The 21,719-nt window shown below is 61.9% G+C and carries 19 protein-coding genes and 1 pseudogene; 10 read left to right on the top strand and 10 right to left on the bottom strand.

The window, feature by feature from the left end:
- Positions 1-111 precede the first annotated feature (111 nt).
- From mksF to mksB, 3 genes are read right to left on the bottom strand one after another with little or no spacing between them, the layout of a single operon-like run.
- A complete protein-coding gene (mksF, locus tag LVD08_RS10980; RefSeq protein WP_247268126.1) occupies positions 112-2,952 on the bottom strand; it encodes an Mks condensin complex protein MksF in 2,841 nt (946 codons plus the stop codon).
- Positions 2,949-3,650, bottom strand: coding sequence for an Mks condensin complex protein MksE (gene mksE, locus LVD08_RS10975; RefSeq protein WP_016773189.1), 702 nt, complete (start codon positions 3,648-3,650; stop codon positions 2,949-2,951). Before mksE ends, mksF begins: the two co-directional genes overlap by 4 nt.
- Positions 3,640-4,920 carry an Mks condensin complex protein MksB gene (mksB, locus tag LVD08_RS10970; RefSeq protein ID WP_247268125.1) on the bottom strand — a complete coding sequence of 427 codons (1,281 nt, stop codon included), beginning with the start codon at positions 4,918-4,920 and terminating at the stop codon, positions 3,640-3,642. Before mksB ends, mksE begins: the two co-directional genes overlap by 11 nt.
- A 233-nt stretch (positions 4,921-5,153) precedes the next feature.
- On the opposite strand from mksB, the gene LVD08_RS10965 reads away from it, so the two are divergent.
- Together LVD08_RS10965 and rimI are read left to right on the top strand one after the other, a co-directional pair.
- The gene (locus tag LVD08_RS10965; RefSeq protein WP_247268131.1) at positions 5,154-5,900 is read left to right on the top strand and encodes an energy transducer TonB; all 747 of its coding nucleotides are present in this window, start codon (positions 5,154-5,156) and stop codon (positions 5,898-5,900) included.
- Positions 5,893-6,345 (top strand): ribosomal protein S18-alanine N-acetyltransferase, encoded by a 453-nt coding sequence (rimI, locus tag LVD08_RS10960; protein WP_247268124.1) that lies wholly within the window; start codon positions 5,893-5,895, stop codon positions 6,343-6,345. The genes LVD08_RS10965 and rimI overlap by 8 nt, the downstream gene beginning before the upstream one ends.
- 112 nt (positions 6,346-6,457) lie before the next feature.
- On the opposite strand, the gene LVD08_RS10955 is transcribed toward rimI, so the two are convergent.
- Complete coding sequence (locus tag LVD08_RS10955; protein ID WP_027612254.1) at positions 6,458-6,862, bottom strand: hypothetical protein; 405 nt, start codon at positions 6,860-6,862, stop codon at positions 6,458-6,460.
- Positions 6,863-7,002: 140 nt separating this feature from the next.
- Here LVD08_RS10955 and can point away from each other — a divergent pair, with 140 nt between their 5' ends.
- Complete coding sequence (gene can, locus LVD08_RS10950) at positions 7,003-7,647, top strand: carbonate dehydratase (protein ID WP_247268123.1); 645 nt, start codon at positions 7,003-7,005, stop codon at positions 7,645-7,647.
- 6 nt (positions 7,648-7,653) lie between these two features.
- Here can and LVD08_RS10945 read toward each other — a convergent pair whose 3' ends face one another.
- The 3 genes from LVD08_RS10945 to acpA all read right to left on the bottom strand — a co-directional run bounded on the left by LVD08_RS10945 (position 7,654) and on the right by acpA (position 11,341).
- On the bottom strand, positions 7,654-8,169 hold the full coding sequence (locus tag LVD08_RS10945; protein WP_247268122.1) for an SET domain-containing protein-lysine N-methyltransferase: 516 nt from the start codon (positions 8,167-8,169) through the stop codon (positions 7,654-7,656).
- A gap of 178 nt (positions 8,170-8,347) precedes the next feature.
- A complete protein-coding gene (locus tag LVD08_RS10940) occupies positions 8,348-9,529 on the bottom strand; it encodes a hypothetical protein (RefSeq protein WP_247268121.1) in 1,182 nt (393 codons plus the stop codon).
- A 117-nt stretch (positions 9,530-9,646) separates the two neighbouring features.
- On the bottom strand, positions 9,647-11,341 hold the full coding sequence (gene acpA / locus LVD08_RS10935) for an acid phosphatase (protein ID WP_247268120.1): 1,695 nt from the start codon (positions 11,339-11,341) through the stop codon (positions 9,647-9,649).
- A gap of 148 nt (positions 11,342-11,489) precedes the next feature.
- Between acpA and LVD08_RS10930 the strand changes: the two genes are divergently transcribed.
- A complete protein-coding gene (locus LVD08_RS10930) occupies positions 11,490-11,780 on the top strand; it encodes a nucleotidyltransferase family protein (RefSeq protein ID WP_103368563.1) in 291 nt (96 codons plus the stop codon).
- The gene (locus LVD08_RS10925) at positions 11,777-12,121 is read left to right on the top strand and encodes a HepT-like ribonuclease domain-containing protein (RefSeq protein ID WP_095136792.1); all 345 of its coding nucleotides are present in this window, start codon (positions 11,777-11,779) and stop codon (positions 12,119-12,121) included. Before LVD08_RS10930 ends, LVD08_RS10925 begins: the two co-directional genes overlap by 4 nt.
- 36 nt (positions 12,122-12,157) lie before the next feature.
- On the opposite strand, the gene LVD08_RS10920 is transcribed toward LVD08_RS10925, so the two are convergent.
- Positions 12,158-13,576, bottom strand: coding sequence for a short-chain fatty acid transporter (locus LVD08_RS10920; protein WP_047599146.1), 1,419 nt, complete (start codon positions 13,574-13,576; stop codon positions 12,158-12,160).
- A gap of 313 nt (positions 13,577-13,889) precedes the next feature.
- Between LVD08_RS10920 and LVD08_RS10915 the strand changes: the two genes are divergently transcribed.
- Positions 13,890-15,203, top strand: a complete 1,314-nt coding sequence (locus LVD08_RS10915; RefSeq protein ID WP_247268119.1) for an MFS transporter — start codon at positions 13,890-13,892, stop codon at positions 15,201-15,203.
- Positions 15,204-15,209: 6 nt separating this feature from the next.
- Here the strand turns inward: LVD08_RS10915 and LVD08_RS10910 are convergent, their stop codons facing one another.
- Entirely contained in the window at positions 15,210-16,580 is a 1,371-nt protein-coding gene (locus tag LVD08_RS10910; RefSeq protein WP_247268118.1) for a GntT/GntP/DsdX family permease, read from the bottom strand.
- A gap of 191 nt (positions 16,581-16,771) precedes the next feature.
- On the opposite strand from LVD08_RS10910, the pseudogene LVD08_RS28240 reads away from it, so the two are divergent.
- From LVD08_RS28240 to LVD08_RS10895, 4 genes and pseudogenes are all read left to right on the top strand, one after another.
- Positions 16,772-17,596 (top strand): annotated as a pseudogene (locus LVD08_RS28240) (PAS domain-containing protein); the annotation flags it as partial.
- A complete protein-coding gene (locus tag LVD08_RS28235) occupies positions 17,576-18,136 on the top strand; it encodes a methyl-accepting chemotaxis protein (RefSeq protein ID WP_371917798.1) in 561 nt (186 codons plus the stop codon). The pseudogene LVD08_RS28240 and the gene LVD08_RS28235, both read left to right, overlap by 21 nt.
- 153 nt (positions 18,137-18,289) lie before the next feature.
- Positions 18,290-18,889, top strand: a complete 600-nt coding sequence (locus LVD08_RS10900) for a flavin reductase family protein (RefSeq protein ID WP_108592402.1) — start codon at positions 18,290-18,292, stop codon at positions 18,887-18,889.
- Between the two features lie 75 nt (positions 18,890-18,964).
- On the top strand, positions 18,965-19,597 hold the full coding sequence (locus LVD08_RS10895) for a LysE family translocator (RefSeq protein ID WP_103368559.1): 633 nt from the start codon (positions 18,965-18,967) through the stop codon (positions 19,595-19,597).
- 80 nt (positions 19,598-19,677) lie between these two features.
- Here LVD08_RS10895 and ggt read toward each other — a convergent pair whose 3' ends face one another.
- Positions 19,678-21,510, bottom strand: a complete 1,833-nt coding sequence (ggt, locus tag LVD08_RS10890) for a gamma-glutamyltransferase (protein ID WP_247268116.1) — start codon at positions 21,508-21,510, stop codon at positions 19,678-19,680.
- Between the last annotated feature and the right edge of the window lie 209 nt (positions 21,511-21,719).

Here is a 21,719-nt window from a genome sequence, read left to right as displayed (position 1 = left end):
GCTGACCGCCCGGAGGAGAGCACAAAAAAAGCACACCCAACCCCCGAGACAAAAAAGGGCGCCGCGACCCAAAAAGACCGCTTCCCTTTTTTTGCCTTCAGCTAACGCCGATCAAACCTCATCCAGCTCCGGCTCATCGGCTTGCACATTGACGGTGGCCTTCACCACATCATGCCGGCGGATGTACTTCCAGTCCGCCTCGTCGATGTAGATCCCCGCCGGGCCGCTGCCGCCTTCCAGGTCGATGGCGACACTGGCGCAGACCTGCGGCTTCACACTCGCCAGAATCGGCACGAAGCCCAGTTGCAGGCTGGTTTCCAGCAGCGCTGCCTGGTTCTTCTCGTCGATGTCCGCCGCCTCGTCGAGGTAGTACGGCAGGCGCACGCGACCAGCCAGATCACGGTCCATCAAGTGCAGCAACAAGTACATGTTGGTCAGCGCCTTGATGGTCATGGTGGTGCCGTTGGACGCCGCGCCGTCGATGTCGGTGTGGATCACCGGCTGACCATTGACCTTGGTGATCTCGAACGCCAGTTCGAACAAGTCCTTGAGGCCGAGCTGATTGTGGTTCGCCGCCACCAGCCGTGCGAGGTATTCCTTGGCCTCTTCGTTCTTGTTGTCCTGCTCCGCGCTTTGGCTCAGATCGAACACCGACAGGGTTTCGCCTTCTTCGTACTGACCGGCGCTGTGAATGATCTGGTCGATGTGCTTGAGCGCTTCCTTGTTCGGCGCGAGGACGATGCGGAAGCTCTGCAGGTTGGAGACCTGACGCTTGTTGATCTCGCGGTTGAACAGCGCCAGTTGATGCTCGAGGCTGTCGTAGTCGCTGCGGATGTTGCGCAGGGTCCGGGCGATGTCGGTGACCGCCGCACGCCGGGCCTTGCCCAACGTCAGGGCTTCGTCGGTACGGTGCGCGTAAGCGTTGATCAGCAGCGACAGACGGCGCTCCATGTCGTCTTCGCTGTCGAACTTGGCCACGCCTTTGAGGCGCACCTGCGCGTACAGCGCTTCGATCTGCCCGTCAGCGCGCAGCAAGCCTTGCCAGCTGTCCTGATAGTCGTTGAGCAGCGGTAGCAGGTTGTCCATCGAATCGTCGACCGGATCCATGAACGGCGTACCGAACGGCAGGTCCGCCGGCAGCAGCTGACGGCGGCGCAGGGCGTCGTCGAGGGTGCGCTGCTTGGCTTCCATGTCGGCGATCTGCCGACCGACCAGTTGCAGCTTGGCCGACAGTTGCTGGACGCGCTCGGTGAACGCATCGCTGGAGCGCTTGAGTTCGTCCTGCGCCGCTTCCATCTGCGCCAGTTGCTCGAGCTTGTCGCTTTCTTCGGCGCTCAGGGTCTGGGTGCGACGGAAATCTTCCAGGGCTTTCTGCGCATCCAGCACTTGCTGGTACAGCGCTTCGGTCTGGGTCTTGCTCGCGGCGCGGTCGGCGGCCACGGCTTGCTGGGTCTTGAGCTGCTTGAGTTCTTTTTCCAGACGCTCTTTCTGGTCACGCAGCGCGGCGCGGTCGGCCAGCGCTTGCAGAGCCGGCGGCTCGATGTGCGAGATGTCGATCGACAGCCCCGGCACTTCGAAACGCTCGCCCTTGAAGCCATCGAGGATCAGCTCGACCGATTTGACCCACTCGCCATCCTCGTCGAGGGTGATGCCGTGCTCGCCCAGCGGCAGGCTGAACAGCGCACTGTTGAACAGGCGCATCAGGCGCTCGACGTCCTGCTGCGAGAACTCCTCACGCAGGCGCGCATAGCTGTTGTTGTCGGCGTGATCGAGTTGCTGCTTCACCGACTTCAGACGTTTTTCCAGATCGCGCAGACGCTCTTCCAGATCTTCGGCGCTGAACTGCCGGGACTGTGCCAGCGCACCAGCCAGTTCGTCGTGGGCATCCTTGGCCGCGAGCAGTTGTTGCTCCAGCACTTTGACGTCATCGACCAGCGCAAAGCGGTTCTTCAGCACCGACAACTCGCCGAGCCAGCGCTGGATGCCGGAGATTTCCCGCTCTAGACGCATCAGCTCCTGGGTGCCGCCACGCTGGTCGTTTTGCAGATCGTCCTGCTCGCGACGGTAGTGTTCGGCCTGAATCGTCAGTTCTTCCTTGCGTGCATTGGCGTAGTCCGACCAGGTGCCGAGCAACGAGTCGAGCAGCGGCGACAGGCGATGCAGTTTGCCGCGCAGCACGTCGCGCTGTTTTACGCCGTTGGCCAAGGCTTCGACCAGTGGGCCGGCGGCGACCAGCGAGTTGTAGTCCTGCTCCATCCGGCGCACATCGCGGAAGGCTTCTTCGCACGCGGCGATGTAGTCGACGCTGCCGGAACGCAGGCTGTGCTCGAAGGCATCGAGGAACAGTTGCTTCAACTTGGCCGCAGTGATTTCACGCATGTGCAGCAGGTTGATGAACAGCGCGCGGAAGGTCTTCAGGCTCTGCTCGCTGGTGGAGCGCAGCGGAATCAGGGTCAGATCCAGCGGGATCGAGGTGTGACCGCCCACCAGCAAACGACGCAGTTCGTCCGGCTTGAGTTCGTAGGCTTTTAGGCCTTCTTTCTCAAGGTTGCTGAACAGCTCTTTCTGCCGCAGGCAGGTGTCGTTCTTCTGGTAATGCGCCAGATCCAGCTTGCCGGCGTAGGCGAAGAACTGGTGACCGAAACCACCACCCGGGCCGCGCCCGACCACGCCGATCACGTGCGGGCCGTGCGGTAGATTGACTTCGACGAGGATGTAGCTGGTGTCGGAAGCAAAGTAGAAACGCCGCGATTGTTCCAAGCTGTACTTGCCGAAACTCATGTCTGACATGCGCGCCAGAATCGGGAACTGCAGAGCGTTGATCGAGGCGGATTTACCGAGGTTGTTCGCGCCGTAGACCGACAGCGGTTCTTCCAGCGGGAACAGGCCGAGGCTGTAACCGGCAGTGTTCAAAAGGGCAAAGCGGCGGATGCCGTAGCGTTCCTGGCTCATGCGTCGGACTCCTGTTCTTCGGCAATGGCCCGGGCCAGTGCGTCTTCTTCGCTCTCTTCTTCAAACTCGCTGAGATCGAGCGGATCGTCGGTCTCGAGGAATTTGGCTTCGGCTTCTTCGTCGATCAGCACCGGTGCCGGCAGCGGCAGCACGCTGTGTACGCTGGCCGCCAGATCGCGGTCCTGCTGCACCGACAAGCACACATCGAGGAAACGGTGCATCGGCGGCAGGAAACGGTACACGCCGTTTTCTTCGCCGGCGAAACCGAGCTGAGTCATGCGGCGCATGATTTTTTCTTCGAGTTCTTCGACGGTCTGCACTTCGGCCTGGATGAACAGGTCGCGGTATTTGTCCAGCAACGACGGCAGCTCTTCACGGCCGAGGCTGCCACCGTCGAGCACGGCGATCGGATCGCGGCCCTGATCGGCCAGATGCTCGACGAGAATGAAGGTGAACAGCGCCAGACGCTGAGCAGTCTTGTTCACCGCCGCAGCGGCCATGTCCGGCACGAAGTAATAGAACCCACGGGTGTCGCAGACCAGTTCGAACCCCAGCGCCTTGAACAGCGTGCGGTATTGATCCTGGAAGTTTGACAGTTGCGCGTACAGTTCCGGGTCGCGGCGGCTGACGTGATAGCCCTTGAACAGCTCGCGGAAGATCGGCGCCAGTTGGGACAGTTCGGATAGATCAAGATGCATTGGGGATGCTCGCAGAATCCTCGGCGGCGGAGTCGCGGGCCGAGAGCAGGGCGAAGGAGCGCAGGCTGACCTGATGCTCGTGAGTGTGGTATTCGCGGCGTTCCAGACGCTCGCGGGTGAAGCGTTTTTCCCGCGACAGACGCGAGAACCAGTAGAGCAATTCGTCGGTGGCGCCGTCCGGTTCCTGCTCCAGCAACCAGGTCATCAGATCCGGCATCGGCAGGGACTCTTCGCAACGCTCGACCATCTCGCGCACGGTGCGCGGTGCACGCGGGGCATCGCCGGATTTCTGGGTCTTGTGCGCCTTGGGGAAGCGCGCCGGTTTCGGCTCGAAACGCGCCAGGGCGTAGACGTAGGCCTCGACCTGACTGGCGCTGCCGAGGAAGGTGCTTTGCGGCCGGGTGAACAGCGGCATCGCCGCTTGCGGCACGGCGTCGATGCCTTTGCGGCGAATCGCCGCCAGCGCCAGCGCTGCACCACGGGTCACGGCGTTGTGCCGGCGCGCCTCTTCACGCAGCGGCAGCAGCAGTTCGCGGGCGTGGCGCAGGGTCAACTGGGCGCTGGTCTGCATTTCGAGGATGCGCGCGTGGGTGCGCAGCAGCATGTCGTCATCGACCAGATGGCCGAGGCGCTGCTGTTCGCTGAGCATCTTCAGCAGCACGGTTTCGACCTTGCGCACGCCTTGTTCGAAGGCGCCGTCGGCATTCACCAGATCGATCATCGGCTCGACGTATTCGTCCCAGGTCGCCAGCACTTCGGCGTATCGCTGACGCAGCGGAATCTGCCGGTCGCTGGTCTTGGCCCGTTCGGCCACGGCGACCAGGGCCTGCTCGTCGTTGTCGAGTTTCTTCAGCACGTCGCGCACGCGCATGTCGAGCAAACGCAGCTGACGGGCGAGGTCGTTGCCGTCGCGCACATCGAACGCGTCCTGAATGTAGCCGGCCAGACGTTCGAGGTGACGCAAGTAGGCTTCGATTTCCAGGCACAGGCCCAGACGGTGCTCACGGCGCAGGTAGGCAAGGAAGTCGTGGATCTGCGCGTTGAGCTCGAAACGGTTCGGGCTTTTCGCCACGGGCACCAGAATGTCCAGGCGAATCCACACGTCGAGCAGGCTGGTGATGTCCTGCGGCGTGCTGTCCAGTTGTTGGGCGGCCAGTTGCGCGCGCAGTTCGTTGAGGCTCAGGGTGCCTTGGTCGAAGTGCTCGCACAGTGGCTCCAGAAGTGCCCAGTGTTCAGCGAGGGCGCGCAAGACGCGCTTGGGTTCGATCATCGGAATGGCCGGCTGGTTGGCGATTAAAAGCCGCGATTGTACTGCATCACGAGGGGCGCGATTCACTCTCGGGACGGGCTGTCGCATTTTCTCAGGGAGCGAGCCCAGGTAAAGGCTATCGATCAACAGCAAGCGATCTTGAACGAAGGGCTGTAGAATCAGCCCACTTCAGTTATCCACAAGTGGCCGACCCTTTGCTTATCGAGTCCCGCCGCCGCGCCTATTTGAACGCCATGCAGGTGGTCAACTGGCTGCCGCGCACCGAATTGCCTTTCGCCGCCCCGTCGCGGCCCGAGCTGCTGGACATGCCCGAGCCTGAGCCAGAGGTCGTGGTGATGCCGGTTGTGCAGGCCGAAGCTCCGGTGCAGCCTGCCGCCCGTCCGGTCGAACGGCCGAAGATCGAAGTGCCACGCCCGTCGCTCGCCAGTACCCGCAATGGCGCCAAACCGGTGGAAGAGGTCGAGGAGGCGCCAGTTGTCGCCAGACCCGCGCCCGTGCCGCCACCGCGTTTTGCCCTGCAATTGCTGCGCGCCGGGGCTTGCCTGCTGCTGGTCGAGTTACCCACAGGCGAAGCGTTCCAGAGCCGCGATCCGGCCTATCTGCTGCTTAAAGACATGTTGCGCGCTGCCGGTCTGCCGGATGCGCCACAAATCGTCGGCGAGCCGGTGCGCTGGCCGTGGCTGAACCGCGGCACCATGGATCAGGGCCCGGAAGCGGCGCGCGACTTTGTTCAGGGTTTCCTCTCGGTACAGATGGAAGCGGCACCCTGCGCCTGCCTGTGGCTGATCGGCCTGCCGGCGGTGCGCTTTGCCGGTGAGGTGGACGCTGAAGCGTTCAATAGTGAATTGCAGATCGAAGGCCTGGGCCTGGCATGGGCCATCCCCGGTCTGGAATTGTTAATGGAAGAGCCACAGCGCAAAGCCGCTGTGTGGCAAGCCATGCGTCGGCTGATGGCGCGCTGGAAACCATCGAATGAGTGAAGCTGTATCGTTCCGCCCGATGACCGAGGCGGACCTGGACGCGGTATTGAAGATCGAATACGCGGCGTACAGCCATCCCTGGACGCGGGGGATTTTTCTCGACGGGCTGGGCAAATACCAGATCTGGCTGATGTTCGAAGGCCAGCAGCAGGTCGGCCACGGGGTGGTGCAGATCATTCTCGACGAGGCGCATCTGCTGAATATCACGATCAAACCGGAGAATCAGGGGCGTGGGCTGGGGCTCACGCTGCTCGAACATCTGATGTCGCGGGCGTATGCGGCCGAGGCCCGGGAATGTTTCCTGGAAGTGCGCGACAGCAATACTGCTGCGTTCAGGTTGTACGAGCGCTATGGCTTCAACGAGATTGGCCGGCGTCGCGATTATTATCCGGCGGTGGGCGGGCGCGAAGACGCCGTAGTGATGGCCTGCACCCTGGTCGACTGATCTTGTTTAAAAGCTTCGCGAGCAAGCCCGCTCCCACATTGGTTTTGAGCCGAGTCTCAATTCCCTGTGGGAGCGGGCTTGCTCGCGAAGGCGTCCTTACAGGCAATACAGATCAGCGATTGCCATCCAGCGGATCACGCCGCGCCAGCTCCGCCTCATCCAGACCATTGCCGCCGCCGATGTCATCCTCATCAACAATGCTCAGATCCCAATCGGCCTGATTGCCCTCGCCAGCCTCTTCGGCATCGCGTGCGCCATCCTCGTGAATCAGTGTTTCCGGGCTCAAGTCATCGTCGGTCGGTTCATGATCAGCCGTCGATGCACCGGTAAGCCCGGCCTCGCGCACCCGTTCAGCGGGCATCAGTTGCTCGCGTTCACGTTCCGGAATCTCGTCACCGATTTTCGCGCTGGGTTCGTCTTCATCGAAATCCAGCTCATGCACCGAGCCCATGCGGTCTTCGTTGTCATCGATGGGTTCCGGTTGCACCGCATCGAACGGACGTCGTGAATCAGTCATGGCAAATCCTCATACTGTGGGCCTTACTGAGTGGACTCACCGGGCACCCGAGAATTCCAAAGAAAAACACCTGCGGTTCTTGCGTGACCCCGACGGGCGGTCGTCTGTCATACCAGCGCATCTTTCTTGAGGCCTTAACCATGCACGACTTACAAGACCTGATTGATAACAACGAGCGTTGGGCTGACGCGATCACCAAGGAAGACCCGGATTTCTTCGCCAAGCTGGCGCGCCAGCAGACCCCGGAATATCTGTGGATCGGCTGCTCCGACGCACGGGTGCCGGCCAACGAGATCGTCGGCATGCTGCCGGGCGATCTGTTCGTACACCGCAACGTCGCCAACGTGGTGCTGCACACCGACCTCAATTGCCTGTCGGTGATCCAGTACGCGGTTGATGTGCTCAAGGTCAAACATATCCTGGTTACCGGCCACTATGGCTGCGGCGGTGTGCGCGCCTCGATGCAGGATCGCCAGTTCGGTCTGATCGATGGCTGGCTGCGCTCGATCCGTGACCTGTATTACGAAAAACGAGAAGAACTGGCCAAGCTGCCGACCGAGGAAGAACAGGTCGACCGGCTGTGCGAGCTCAACGTCGTCCAGCAAGTGGCCAACGTCGCCCACACCAGCATCATCCAGAACGCCTGGCACCGCGGCCAGAGCCTGTCGATTCACGGCTGCATTTACGGCATCAAGGACGGTCGCTGGAAAAGCCTGAACACCACCATCAGCGGTTTCGAGCAACTGCCGCTGCAATATCGTCTGCGTCCGGTCGGGGCGTTGTAATCCCGATCATTGTGGATGCCGCCAGTGCTGCAGAAAGTGCTGGCCCTCGATACTGGGTGGCTCATCGTAGCCGGTGATCCACCCACGACAGCGCGGCGAGCCACAGGTGCAGGCGAACTGTTGCAGCAAACGGTCTTCGGTGGCGGCGAAGTCGATGGTCAGGCGTTCACCCGGCTGAATGTCGCGAAGTGCCCACAGCCACAGCTCACTCATGTCCAGAAACACATTCGGATCGCAGGCGTGTTCGAGCAACCCGCAAAAGCGCGGATCGTAGAGATGGATGCCGGCCAGTAACTGGCGCGTCTGTCGACAACGATAGGGCAGCAGTTGCCCGGAAACCCGACACATCCGGGTGATGCGCAAGAACGCCCGGCGCGCCACGACTGCCGCGTGACCGTGGTGGTCCTGCACGATTTCGAAATCCTCGGTGGATGGGAAACCCAGACGCACCGGCAATCCGGCAAACGGATAGATCCCGGGTGCGTCGCGTGGGATGTTGTGTTGATGGGCCTGATTATTCATAACGTTCCCTGTCGGCCAAATGCTGCGACTTCCCTGGTCTGACGTCCTGTCAGCGCTGCAACATGTTTGGATCCAATATTCCGGTGTATCCCTCAAACTGTCTACTGTCAGATCTGACAGGCGTGATTGGCTGCTCCCCGCGTCAGCATTGACTGACACGGGAAGCTTTTTCAGCGGATCAGAGGTGTGGTGCAGGAACGGCGGTGGCCGGCAATTCGCCCTGAAGCTGTTGCAACTGGGCCTTGATTGGCGTGGTCGAGCACTTGGCGGCGGCCTGTGCCGGGGTCAGGTTGCGGATCGAGGTGTAGAACAGTTCGCAGGTCTTGCCCTTTTGCGTCACTTGCCAGGTCTGCGTGCAGCTGTTGAGCAGGGCTTTCGCATCGGTGCCCGGTTTACTGCCCATCCCGGCTTGCCAGCAAGCGGCGCTCAAGTCCTGACCCATGACCTTCAAACCGGCGGCATCGGCCTTGGCCTCATCGCCGTCATAGCTGGCCGGGTCGGCGGCGTACCAGATGTAGCTCGGATGGTTCGATCCCAGCACCGGCACGTTCACCCCAGCACTCGGGCTGATGGTCGCCAGACCCAATACGGCCACGGTCGGGCCGTATTGCAGCTTGATCCAGTTACGCACCGGCGCACCGAACGCGACCATCGGCAGGGTGGTGCCGGCGCTGGTCTGGCTGAACTGCTTGACCAGCGTGGTCTGATAATCCTTGAAGTAGTCGTAGACGCCCTCCAGATCACTACCGGCGTTGGACGGCGCGGCGATTGGCGCGATGTCGATGATGGTCTGATAGGCCGGCGTCTGCTCGGCCGGAATGCCGTTGACGGTCAGCAGCGTGGCCCAGCGGTCGGTGGTGTTCGAGCGCAGGTAATCCTGCGCCTGAGTCAGCGAATAGTCCGGCGGGAAGTGCAGCAGTTCGACGCTCTTGCGGTTTTCCAGGGCCATGCCCAGCGGCAGGAACAGATACCAGCTGTACGCCCATTTGCCATCGGCATTGAGCTTGCTGGCGCCGTTATAGGCCAGATCACCGGCATCGAGCAGCGCCGACAGCGGCTTGTCGTAACCTTTGGGCACGCCGCTGATCTCGGCGTAAATCTGCCCGTTATCGTTCTTCACCAAGACTTTGGCATTGCTGTAACCATCGCGCTGCACGCTCTGGCTCAGGTAATGGGCGACGGTCTGCTCCAGGGACCAGTTGCGATAACAGATCACGCTGCAATTGTTGGGGTAGGCGAAGAGGCGGGTGACGCGCTCGGTGCTGCCCAGCTTCAGGTCGACATCGGCGTGGGCAGCCGCGCTCAGGGTGAGCGCGGCGAGGGTGAGAACTGCGGGGGTAAATCCTGCGAGTTTGAACATGCTCAGATCCTTTTCAGCGTGGGTTCCCCGGGTTCGGGGCGCTTCATATTGGATCAGCCGTGTTGCACAGAGAAGCGGTCATTCACGGATTTTTGCGTCAGCTCGCAGAACTCGGTTTCACGCCTGAAAATGCAGGGCGTTGGTCAGATCGCCCATCGGTTTCTGGCCACGGGCGATCATTGCCTCATCGCGCTGCTTGAGGCCGTCGAGGGTTTCCAGTTGGAACACTCGGGTGATCAGGCGCAGGATCGACGCCGTGTCGTAAACCGTGTGATCCACCGTGCCTTTGCGGGCGAATGGCGACACCACCAGCGCCGGCACCCGCGACCCCGGGCCCCAGCGATCGCCCTTGGGTGGCGCCACATGATCCCACCAGCCGCCGTTTTCATCGACCGTCACGACCACCACCATGTTTTTCCACTGCGGACTTTCGCGCAGCACCTTCAGGGCGCGGACGATGTGCCGGTCGCCTGAAGCCACGTCGGCATAACCGGCGTGCATGTTCAGGTTGCCCTGCGGTTTGTAGAAAGTTACCGCCGGCAGCTTGCCGGCCTCGGCATCGGCGAAGAACTTGTTGGTGCTCGACTCATCGCCCAGGCCGGCATCGCGCAGGCGTTTGTTGCGCTCTTGCGGGTTCTCCGGGCCTTGCTGCTTGAAGTAGTTGAACGGCTGGTGGTGGTACTGGAAGTTGGGGATCTTCGGAATCCCGCCCGAGTCCTTGTACTGCTCCAGCGTCGCCTGCCAGGCGCCGGCGTACCAGGCCCAGTCGACATTCTTCTTCGACAGCTTGTCGCCGATGTGCTCGTGGGTCTGCGGCACCATCACATTGGGCAGATCCGGCTTGGAGTACGCCGGACGCTCCGGGTCGCGAATCCACGTCGGCCAGTACGGCGGGGCGAGGGTGTTGACGCCGAAGCCGTCCGGGGTCAGCGCACTCGGGCCGAACTGCGGCGGGCCGGTCATGGCGCTGGCGGGTGACTGTTCCAGTGGCTTGAGGCGTGGGTCAGTCGGATCATCGCTTTGCAGGGCGGCAATCTGTGACTTGGCCACCGAATTGGCTGCATCCGGATAGAACGGCGCGGTGGCGCTGATCAGGTATTGGTGGTTGAGGAACGAGCCGCCGAAAGCACCCTGGAAGAAGTTGTCGCACAGCACGAATTCCTGCGCCACATCCCACAGGCGCAGCGAGTAGCGGCTCTGGGCGTAGTGCCCCATGGTCAAACCACCGGAGTCGGCCCAGGCGACAAAACCATCGTTCTTGCCGCCATTGATCTGCATCTGGTTCTGATAGAACACGTGCCACAAATCGCGGGTCACCAGACCGAACGGCAAGTCTTCGCCGTTCGGGCCCTTGAGGGCGAAAGGCGCGTTGGGCAGGTTTTCCTGAAACTGCGTGGCGCTGGGGTAGGTCACGCCATCAAGCGTTTGCGGGCCGATCTGCAGCACGCCACCCCAGACGGGCGGCAGCGTCTGCAACAGGCTGCCGTCGCGGTCACGTTGCTGGTAATCGGCAGGCTTGAGCGCCGACAGCGGCTTTTCGACACCGGGGAAATCACCGAACAGGTTGTTGAAGCTACGGTTCTCGGCATAGATCACCACCACGGTTTTCACCTGATCGCGCAGGGCCTTGTCCAGCTCGGCTGGCGTCAGCGGGCGCTCGACCGGTTTGCCCGGCGGGTTGCTGGCGTTACCGCAGCCGGCGAGCGTGGCCCCCACGCCGAGGACGGCAACACCGCCGAGGAAGCGGCGGCGGCTGGTGTCGGTGGGGTTGTCGGATTCAGGTGCGTCAGTGCCGTCAATCTCGTCTTTCATCTGTCAGCCCGTTCAGCTTAATTGTTTCAGTTTGTTTCGGGCGGACGCTAACAATTGAATGTGACGGTTGGGTTACAAAATGGTGCGGTGTCTACGGCCCCTCGGCACTGCTAGACTGCTGCGATATAGAAACTGGCCTGAGTGAACCATGAAGCCTTCCATTGCTCTTGATCTGCAACGAGCTGCCGTTCGTGAGGTTGTCGGCAGATTCCGTGTGGCCAATCCGCGCGTGTTCGGCTCAACGGTGCTGGGTACCGATATGGAAGGCAGTGACCTTGATCTGTTGGTCGATCCATTGCCCGGTGCCACCTTGTTTGATCTCGGCGGGCTTCAGGTTGAGCTTGAAGATTTGCTGGGCGTTACCGTCGACCTGTTGACACCGGGGGACCTTCCGCTGAAATTTCGTCAGCAGGTTCTTGAACAGGCCCGTCCCGTATGATCGAGAACCGGCTGGGCGATTACCTTGAACATATGCGTCAAGCTGCGAGCGATGCGCTGGTCTTCGTCGAAGGTCTGAGCAAGGAAGAATTCGTCGACGACAAACGGACGCAACAAGCGGTCATCATGAGCCTGGTTATCATTGGCGAGGCGGCAACCAAAATAATGGATCGGTTTCCGGAATTCGCGGCTCAGAACACTCAAACTCCCTGGCGCAGCATGCGCGGGATGCGTAACCGGATCGCTCATGGCTACTTCGACATCAATCTGGATGTCGTCTGGGACACGGTTCAGGTTGCTTTGCCTGAGCTGTTGAGATTCCTGCCCTGCGAGCAACATTGATTGCACCTGCCATGAGGCAGGTGCAACCTCGTCAATCTACGGCATCACCGGCGGCGTATACGCCAATGTCGTCCCCAGCACCCACAACAGGAACAGCACCAGCGGCGTGTGCACCAGCAATTGCACGAACGAGAAGCCGATCAGGTCGCGCGCCTTCAGGCCGAGCACGCCCAGCAGCGGCAACATGTAGAACGGGTTGATCAGGTTCGGCAGGGCTTCGGCGGCGTTGTAGATCTGTACCGCCCAGCCGAGGTGGTATTGCAGATCGTTGGCGACTTGCATCACGTACGGCGCTTCGATGATCCACTTGCCGCCGCCGGACGGGATGAAGAAACCGAGAATCGCCGAGTACACGCCCATCAGCAACGCGTAGGTGTCGTGGGAGGCGATGCTGACGAAGAAGGTCGAGATGTGATGCGCCAGCGTCTGCGCATCGGCGCCTTTGACCGTGGTCAGCAGCGCGGCGATCGAGCCGTACAGCGGGAACTGGATCAGCACGCCAGTGGTGGTCGGCACCGCCCGGGCCACCGCATCGAGGAAGCTGCGCGGGCGCCAGTGCAGCAGGGCGCCGAGCATGATGAACAGGAAGTTATAGGTGTTGAGCCCGGAAATCGCGGTGATCGCCGGTTTGCTCGAAAACTCGTGGAACAGCCAGCCGGCGGCCAGCAGCACCAGCAAGATGATCAGCAGCGGACTGTGCTCCAGCCATTCGCCGGGCCGGGTGCGCGGTTGCAGCGGTGGCAGGTTGAACGCCGGGTCGATGCCACAATCCTTGGCATCGCGCGCAGAGTTCGGGCCGGGTGCGGTGGCGTAGGCGACGATGATCGAAATCACGATCAGCGCCAGCAGCATGGCGCCGGATTGCCAGAGGAAGATGGTCTGCGTGAACGGAATCACCCCGGTGATCGACAGGATCGCCGGCGGCAGGCTCGCCGGGTTGGCCTGCAACTGCGCCGCCGATGAGGACAGGCCCAGCGCCCAGACCGCGCCCAGGCCCAGATACGCCGCTGCACCGGCCGCGCGGTAATCCATTTTCAGATCGGTGCGGCGGGCGAGGGCGCGCACCAGCAAACCGCCGAACACCAGCGACAGGCCCCAGTTCAACAGCGAGGCGACCATCGAGATCAGCGCGACCCAGGCCACGGCAGAGCGGCCGTTTTTCGGGATGCGCGCCAGTTTGTCGATCAGCTTGACCGCTGGCGGCGAACTGGCGACGACGTAGCCGCCAATCACCACGAAGGCCATTTGCATGGTGAACGGGATCAGGCTCCAGAACCCGTCGCCGAACGCCATCGCGGCATCGGTGGGTTTGGCGCCCATGGCCAAAGTGGCCAGCGCGACAATGATCACCGCCAGTGCGGCGAATACCCAGGAGTCGGGGAACCAGCGTTCGGCAAAGCTTGAACAGCGCAAGGCAAAGCGCGCAGAGCGGCTATCTTCGATATCAACGGCCACAGGGAGTACCTCGGATTTTTATGGTTATTGTGGGTCTGCAGGGCGATAAGTGCTTTGGTGGGTGAGGGAATGGAATTGAATGGGAGTTGTGAGGTGGCGTGGGTTTTGATGCTGCACCCGCTTGTCGTGGTTGGGCCCCTCTCCCACAGGTTTTCACCAGGTGCGGCAGGAGACTGGTCTAAACAGTAAATCAAGCCAGGCTGTTTTGTGAGCAGGTTTTGCGAAACCGGGACTATGGTCTAACGGGTTGTCCCCAGGCGGATTTGCGTAGACCATGGGCGCCTTGGTTTTTTGCCTGCCAGAGTTCTTTGCCATGACTGCCCAATCCACAGCCCGACCGGCGCCGTTCAGCCGCTCCGACTACAAGACCCTCGGTCTTGCGGCACTCGGCGGGGCGCTGGAGATCTACGATTTCATCATTTTCGTGTTCTTCGCCCTGACCCTCAGCCAGTTGTTCTTCCCGCCGGAAATGCCCGAGTGGCTACGTCTGCTGCAAAGCTTCGGGATCTTCGTCACCGGTTATCTGGCGCGCCCGCTGGGCGGGATCCTGATGGCGCATTTCGCCGATCGCCTGGGCCGGAAAAAGGTCTTCAGCCTGAGCATCCTGATGATGGCGCTGCCGTGCCTGCTGATCGGGATCATGCCGACTTATGCCCAGATCGGTTATTTCGCGCCGCTGCTGTTGCTGGCGCTGCGCATCCTGCAAGGCGCGGCGGTGGGTGGGGAAGTTCCGAGCGCCTGGGTGTTCGTCGCCGAGCACGCGCCTGCCGGGCATCGCGGTTACGCGCTGGGCTTTTTGCAGGCCGGGTTGACCTTTGGTTACTTGATTGGCGCGCTGACCGCGACTTTCCTTGCACAAGTGTTCACCCCGGCGGAAATCCTTGATTACGCCTGGCGGTATCCGTTCCTGCTCGGCGGTGTGTTCGGCGTGATCGGTGTCTACTTGCGGCGTTGGTTGAGCGAAACCCCGGTGTTCATGGCCATGGAAGCCCAGCGTGAAGCGCGGGTCGAACTGCCGCTGCGCACGGTGCTGCGCGAACATCGTCTGGCGATGTTGCCGGCGATGCTGCTGACCTGTGTGCTGACGTCGGCGGTGGTGGTGTTTGTAGTCATCACTCCGACCATGATGCAGAAAACCTTCGGCATGACCGCCAGCCACACCTTCGCCCTGAATGCGCTGGGCATTGTCTTCCTGAACATTGGCTGTGTGATTGCCGGATTGCTGGTCGATCGCATCGGTGCGTGGCGCACGGTGATGCTTTACAGCCTGTTGCTGCCGCTGGGCATCGGCGTGCTGTATGCCTGTCTGATTGCCGGCGGTGACTGGGTCGGTCTGGCCTACGCTGTGGCGGGGCTGGCCTGCGGTGTGGTCGGCGCGGTGCCGTCGGTGATGGTCGGTCTGTTCCCGGCGCGTATCCGGGTGTCGGGCATCTCCTTCACCTACAACATTGCCTACGCCGCGTGGGCGAGCATCACACCGCTGTTGCTGATTGGTCTGATGCCGTGGAGTCCGTGGATCTGCGTGATGTTCTGTGCGGTGATGGGCGCAGTCGGCATTGTCAGCGCGGCGTATTTCGGTTCGCGCATGAGCAGTGTCGGGCGCCAAGCCGTGGCGCCCTGTTCCTGACGAGTGTCAAGTCAGCCAGTGCCACCACAATAACGTCCCCACCAGTCCCACCACCGAGACAATGGTTTGCAGAATCGACCAGACCCAGATCGTCTGTTTGAGTTGCAAGCCAAAGTACTCGCGAACCATCCAGAAGCCGGCGTCATTCACGTGGCAGAAGAACACGGAGCCGGCGCCAATCGCCAGCGCCACCAGTGAGCTTTGCGTCGCGGCGAGCCCCGCCATCATCGGCGCCAGAATCCCCGCTGTCGTCGTGGTCGCGACTGTCGCCGAACCCGTAGCCTGACGCAGTGCCACGGCAATCAGCCAGGCCAGCAGCAGGTACGGCATGTGCGCACCCTCGGCGACTTTGCTGATGGTCTGGCTGACGCCGGCATCCAGCAAGGTCTGCTTCAAGCCGCCGCCGGCACCAATCGTCAGCAGCAACACGGCAATCGGCGCCAGGCTTTTGCGCAGCATGCCGCCGACTTGCTCGCGCGGCATGCCGTTGGCCCAGCCGAGGCAGATCACCGCCGCCATCACCGCAATGCCCAGCGCCACCAACGGTTCGCCGAGGAACTTCAGGGTCAGGGCGACGCTGCTTTCGGGGGGCATCGCGACTTTCGCCAGGGTGCTGCCGAGCATCAGCAGCACCGGCAACAGAATGATCAGCAGCGACAGGCCGAAACTCGGCTGGCGCGGCGCTTTCGGCGGGGCGCTGAACAGTGCGCCGAGCTCTGCCGGTTCATCGATGTGCATGCGTTTCGACAGCCAGTTGCCGTACAGCGGCCCCGCCAGAATCACCGCCGGAATCGCGATGCTGAAGCCCAGCAACATGGTCAGCCCAAGGTCGGCATGCAATGCGCTGACCGCGATCAGCGGCCCGGGATGCGGCGGCATCAGGGCATGCAGGGTGGTCATCCCAGCCAGCGCCGGAATGGCGATTTTCAACAATGGCTGACCCGAGCGACGGGCCATGACGAAGATGATCGGCACCATCATCACCAGCCCCACTTCGAAGAACAGCGGCAGGCCGATCACCATCGCCACCAACGCCATGACCCACGGCAGGGACTTGCCTTTGCCCAGCCCGAGCAGCGTCGAGGCGATACGGTCGGCAGCGCCGGACTCGGCCATCAGTGCGCCTAGCATCGAGCCCAGGGCAATGATGATCCCCGCTTCTCCGAGAATCGCCCCTGCGCCTTTGCTGAACGCCTTCGCTACATCCTCTGGCGGCAAACCTGCGCCGACACCGGCAATAAAAGTGCCGATCAGGATCGAGAGAAAAGGTGGAAGTTTGGTGGCGCTGATCAACACGATAATCGTCGCAATCGCCAGCAGGCAGCAGAGAATCAGGCGGGTGTCATGCACCATCCAGGCAGCGGTCGATAAATCCAAAACGGCACTCCTTATCGGGCGGTTACCTGCAACATGTTGTTGCAATTTGGCCTGAGAATACCTGAAGTGGCCGGGCCAGAGCGGCGGCTTTTGTAACGGCTCAGTGGAGTGATCGATAGGAGTAAAAGCCCGGCGGGATTATTTTTGACTGGCCGGTCTCAAACGCTCTTCAGAAAAGTTTTCCAAGGCCGATGGTTAAGCTGCATCCCGCTTTCTACCCTGCCTATCGGTACTTTCCCATGTTCAACAACCGCCTCAAGCAAGAGCTGGCCACTCTTCGTGAAGAACTCTCCAGCCTGCTGCAGGTGAAGGAAAGCCTGGAAAGCGAGATGCTGGTGCTGACTCTGGAACCTGATGGCCGGATTCAGTCGGTCAATCAGAACTTCCTCGGCGAGATGCTCTACAAGAGCCAGGATCTGGTGGGGCGCGCCATTGATGACATCGTTCCGGCGCACGTGAAGGCCGACGACTTTCATCATCGTTTCAAGGCCGCACTGACCCGTGGCGAACATTTCGCCGGAGCCGTGCGCCTGTTGCGTGGTAATGGCGAAGAGGCGTGGCTGCGCTCCATCGTGCAGCCGGTGCGCTCTTCGGACGGGCGGATCAAGCATTTCTCGATCTTCTCCAGCGACCTGACCCGCACCATCGAAGCCTCCCGCGAACACGAAAACCTGATCGGCGCGTTGGTGCGTTCGACGGCGGTGATCGAGTTCGACCTCAATGGCAATGTGCTGAATGCCAACGAGCGCTTTCTGCAGGGCATGGGTTACAGCCTGGCGCAGATCAAAGGCAAACATCACCGGATGTTCTGCACCCCTGAGGAATACAACAGCGCCGAGTACCAGAATTTCTGGCGTCGCCTGAACAACGGCGAATTTGTCGCCAACCGCTTCAAGCGCGTCGACAGCCATGGTCGTACGGTGTGGCTGGAGGCGTCCTACAACCCGGTGGTCGATGCCAACAACAAACTGTACAAAGTGGTGAAGTTCGCCACGGTGATTACCGATCAGGTCAACCGCGAACAAGCGGTTGCCGACGCGGCCAGCATTGCCTACAGCACTTCGCAGCAAACCGACAGCACTGCGCAACGTGGCACTACGGTGGTCACCGAGGCAGTGAATGTGATGCGTGATCTGTCGCGCCACATGCAGGCGGCCGGTGAGGGCATCGAGGCGCTGAACGAGCAGTCGCAGGTGATCGGTACCATCGTCAAAACCATCAGCGGCATTGCCGAACAAACCAACCTGCTGGCGCTCAACGCCGCCATCGAGGCGGCTCGCGCTGGGGAACAGGGCCGGGGCTTTGCGGTGGTTGCCGACGAAGTGCGGCAACTGGCCTCGCGCACCAGTCAGGCGACCGAAGAGATCGTCACTGTGGTGCGGCAGAACCAGGAAATGGCGCGCAACGCCGTGGCCCTGATGACCGATGGCAAGCTGCAGGCCGAGCAGGGCCTGGCGCTGGCGGCGGAAGCGGGCACGGTGATCGTCGAGATCCAGGACGGCGCGCAGAAAGTGGTGGATGCGGTCGGCCAGTTTGCCAATCAACTCTCTAACTGACCTGTACTAAACCCTGTAGGAGTGAGCCTGCTCGCGATATCGGTCTGACATTCAACCTCCATGTTGATTGAACTACTGCGATCGCGAGCAGGCTCACTCCTACAGTTGAAGATGGCGCTACAATCTTCTCCTTTTTCCCCGGAGCAGATCCCCATGAGTGCTTCCCACCGCCGCCCGGTGCCCCTGAACAAAGCCTATCGTCTGCTCAATCACGGGCCGACCGTGCTGGTCAGCGCTGCCCATGACGGCCAGCGCAACATCATGGCCGCCGCCTGGGCGATGCCGCTGGATTTCGAACCGCCGAAAGTTGCGGTCGTCCTCGACAAGTCCACCTGGACCCGCCAGTTGCTCGAAGCGTCCGGCACTTTTGTGCTCAACGTGCCGTGCGTCAATCAGGCTGACATCGTGCAAACCGTCGGCAATACCTCGGGGCTGGAGATCCGGCAGAATCAGGGACAGGACAAGTTTCAGGCTTATGGCCTGCAAACCTTCGCCGGTGAAACCGTCGAGGCGCCTCTGCTCGAAGGCTGCGTGGCCTGGCTCGAATGCCGCTTGCTGCCGGAACCGCGCAACCACGAGCAGTACGACCTGTTCCTCGCCGAAGTCATCGCAGCCCAGGCCGATGAGCGGGTGTTCAGCGACGGGCGCTGGCATTTCGACGGGCATGATGGCTTGCGCACGCTGCACCACGTGGCCGGCGGGCATTTCCTGACGATTGGCGATGCGGTGGACGGTAAAACCCTGCCGCTGTGACCTGCATCTGATGGAAAACGCGCGCCGGATGTAGCAAGGTGTGGGGCATTGTCGAACCAATCAGGCGCTCGCCCCATGGACCTTTCGCTTTCCAGCTATCTCGCCCCGTTGCTGTCGCTGGCGCTGTTGTGGACGGTCGCGGTGGTCACCCCCGGCCCGAACTTTTTCAACATCGCCCAATTGGCGGTCAGCCGCTCGCGCCGTCATGGTGTGGTCGCGGCGCTCGGCGTCGCCAGCGGAACCGTGCTGTGGGGCCTGGCCGGCGGTTTGGGTATTCAGACCTTGTTCAGCGCGGCGCCAACCCTGTACCTGAGCTTCAAGATCGCCGGTGGCTGCTACCTGATCTGGCTCGGCCTCAAGCAGTTCAAACGCAAAGCGCCGATTGCCGCCGGTACGCTGGATGAGTCGCAACAGACCCTGCTCGGCGCCTACGGGCGAGGCTTTCTGGGCAACATGACCAACCCCAAGTCGGCACTGTTCGTCGCCACCATCTTCGCCACCGCGATGCCGGCCCACGTCCCGCCGCTACTGCTGACGCTGGCCGTGCTGACCATGGCCACGCTGTCGTTCAGTTGGTATTGCAGCGTCGCGCTGTTCTTCGCCAGCCGCCGGATCGCGAGTGTTTACGAACGGTCGCGGCAATGGCTGGATCGTTTGGCCGGTGGTTGTTATTTGCTGTTTGGGGCGCATTTGGTGGCTAATCGCTGAGCCGGGTGATATTGCGCGTTAAACCCGTTGCATAAAAAAGGCTTACCTCGCGGTAAGCCTTTTGTTTTTCCTGCGTAACCTCAATCCCCCAACGCTTCCCCCTCACGCCGTGGATCCGCGCCACCTTCCAGCGAGGCTTTCCCTTGCGCATCCTTGACCCGCACGATCGCCTGCGTGCCGCTGGTCATGTCGATTTCATTCACAACATGTCCCTTATCCTTCATCGCCTGAATCAACGCCGGGCTGAACTGGCCTTGTTCCAGTTCGGTCGGGCCGTTGCGGCTGCCGAAGTTGGGCAGGCTGATGGCGCTTTGCGGGTCGAGGTTCCAGTCGAGCAGGCCGACGGTGGTCTTGGCCACGTATTCGATGATCTGCGAACCGCCCGGCGAGCCGACGCTGGCGAGGAATTCGCCGCTGTTGCGGTCGAAGATCAGCGTCGGCGCCATCGACGAGCGTGGGCGTTTGCCGGGTTCGACGCGGTTGGCGACTTTCTGCCCGTTCTCTTCGGGGATGAACGAGAAGTCGGTCATCTGGTTGTTCAGCAAAAAGCCCTGCACCATCAGGTGCGAGCCGAACGCCGCTTCGATGGTGGTGGTCATCGACACCGCGCCGCCCAGATCATCCACGGCGACCACTTGCGAGGTGGAGATGCGCAGCGGCGAGCGATCCGGCGCGTAGGCCACCTGCACGCCTGGCGGTGTGCCCGGCTTGGCGCTGCCCATGCTGCGTTCGCCGATCAGGCTGGCGCGGCTGGCGAGATAATCAGGGTCGACCAGGCCTTTGATCGGCACCGGAACGAAATCGGTGTCGGCGACGTATTGCGCGCGGTCGGCGTAGGCCAGGCGTTCGGCTTCGGCGATCAGGTGCACGGCTTGTGGTGCCGGTTCGATGCCGGCGGGTTTGTCGGTTTTCAGCGGTTTGAGCGGCGTCAGCGACAGGCGCGGATCGCGGGTTTCCAGCGCCTGCAAAGTGCCGAGAATCTGCGCCACGGCGATCCCGCCCGACGACGGTGGCGGCATGCCGCAGACCTGCCAGCGCTTGTAGTCGGTGCACAGCGGTGCGCGTTCCTTGGCCTGATAGCGTTGAAGATCATTCAGCGACAGGCTGCCGGGGTTGGCGTGGCCCTGCACCTTGCCGACGATCTCTTCGGCGATCGGACCTTTGTACAGCGCGTCCGGACCTTCGGTGGCGATGCGCTTGAGCACGGCGGCCAATGCCGGGTTTTGCAGACGGGTGCCGACGGCTTTGACGCTGCCGTCGCGGTTGAGGAAGTAGGCGGCCATGTCCGGTGATTTACGGATCACCGGGTCGGATTCCAGCAGCGAATGCAGGCGCGGCGAAATCGCAAAGCCCTGCTCGGCGAGTTTGATCGCCGGCTCAAACAGCGTGGCCCATGGCAGGCGACCGTGTTGTTTGTGTGCCATTTCCAGCGCACGCAGCACGCCCGGAGTACCCACCGAGCGCCCGCCGATCTGCGCCTGCGGGAACGGCATCGGTTTGCCGTCGGCCTGCAGGAACAGCTTCTCGGTGGCACCCGCCGGGGCGGTTTCGCGTCCGTCGTAGGTGCGCACCTGTTTGCCGTCCCACAACACAATCATCGCGCCGCCACCGATCCCGGAGGATTGCGGTTCTACCAGAGTCAGCACTGCTTGCATGGCAATCGCCGCGTCGATGGCCGAACCACCCTTGCGCAGCATCTCGCGACCGGCCTCGGCGGCCAGCGGATTGGCGGCAGCGGCCATGTGTTTACTGGCGTGGCGAGTCTGCAGATCGGTGCGGTAACCGGAAGCGGCTTCCGGCGCCAGCGGCAAGGTCGAGGAGGGCGGGGCGTTGCACGCGGTGAGGGTCAGGGCGCTGATGATCAGCGTCAGGGCAGGCAGGCGAAAGCGGCTCAGGGGCAGGGCTGGAAACACGTGGGGCTCTCCGTCCGTGGGGTGAAAGGTCTGACGGACTTTATCGACCGCTCGGTCGCGACGCAAACCGGTGGGCATTTTTGTCTTTCTTTTCCGGGCGGATGTTCGCTAGGGTCAATCCCAAATTCATCGAACTGAAATACGCCCCTGTGGGAGCGAGCCTGCTCGCGAATACGGTGTATCAGCCAGCCTGAATATTGAATGAAAGA

Origin of the sequence: Pseudomonas sp. YL2 (assembly GCF_023063025.1) — a bacterium.
Classification (GTDB): domain Bacteria; phylum Pseudomonadota; class Gammaproteobacteria; order Pseudomonadales; family Pseudomonadaceae; genus Aquipseudomonas; species Aquipseudomonas putida_A.
The sequence above is the reverse complement of the archived record's forward strand: the minus strand, read 5'-3'. Positions and strand labels throughout refer to the sequence as shown.

Excerpts from the sequence above, each read along its gene's own strand:
- rimI (WP_247268124.1), top strand. The coding sequence starts at position 5,893 with ATGAGTGAAGCTGTATCGTTCCGCCCGATGACCGAGGCGGACCTGGAC.
- LVD08_RS10915 (WP_247268119.1), top strand. The coding sequence starts at position 13,890 with ATGACTGCCCAATCCACAGCCCGACCGGCGCCGTTCAGCCGCTCCGAC.
- LVD08_RS10930 (WP_103368563.1), top strand. The coding sequence starts at position 11,490 with ATGAAGCCTTCCATTGCTCTTGATCTGCAACGAGCTGCCGTTCGTGAG.
- mksF (WP_247268126.1), bottom strand. The coding sequence starts at position 2,952 with ATGAGCCAGGAACGCTACGGCATCCGCCGCTTTGCCCTTTTGAACACT.
- acpA (WP_247268120.1), bottom strand. The coding sequence starts at position 11,341 with ATGAAAGACGAGATTGACGGCACTGACGCACCTGAATCCGACAACCCC.
- LVD08_RS10965 (WP_247268131.1), top strand. The coding sequence starts at position 5,154 with ATGCAGGTGGTCAACTGGCTGCCGCGCACCGAATTGCCTTTCGCCGCC.
- LVD08_RS10925 (WP_095136792.1), top strand. The coding sequence starts at position 11,777 with ATGATCGAGAACCGGCTGGGCGATTACCTTGAACATATGCGTCAAGCT.
- LVD08_RS10895 (WP_103368559.1), top strand. The coding sequence starts at position 18,965 with ATGGACCTTTCGCTTTCCAGCTATCTCGCCCCGTTGCTGTCGCTGGCG.
- LVD08_RS10940 (WP_247268121.1), bottom strand. The coding sequence starts at position 9,529 with ATGTTCAAACTCGCAGGATTTACCCCCGCAGTTCTCACCCTCGCCGCG.
- LVD08_RS10955 (WP_027612254.1), bottom strand. The coding sequence starts at position 6,862 with ATGACTGATTCACGACGTCCGTTCGATGCGGTGCAACCGGAACCCATC.
- LVD08_RS10900 (WP_108592402.1), top strand. The coding sequence starts at position 18,290 with ATGAGTGCTTCCCACCGCCGCCCGGTGCCCCTGAACAAAGCCTATCGT.
- mksB (WP_247268125.1), bottom strand. The coding sequence starts at position 4,920 with ATGATCGAACCCAAGCGCGTCTTGCGCGCCCTCGCTGAACACTGGGCA.
- LVD08_RS10945 (WP_247268122.1), bottom strand. The coding sequence starts at position 8,169 with ATGAATAATCAGGCCCATCAACACAACATCCCACGCGACGCACCCGGG.
- can (WP_247268123.1), top strand. The coding sequence starts at position 7,003 with ATGCACGACTTACAAGACCTGATTGATAACAACGAGCGTTGGGCTGAC.
- mksE (WP_016773189.1), bottom strand. The coding sequence starts at position 3,650 with ATGCATCTTGATCTATCCGAACTGTCCCAACTGGCGCCGATCTTCCGC.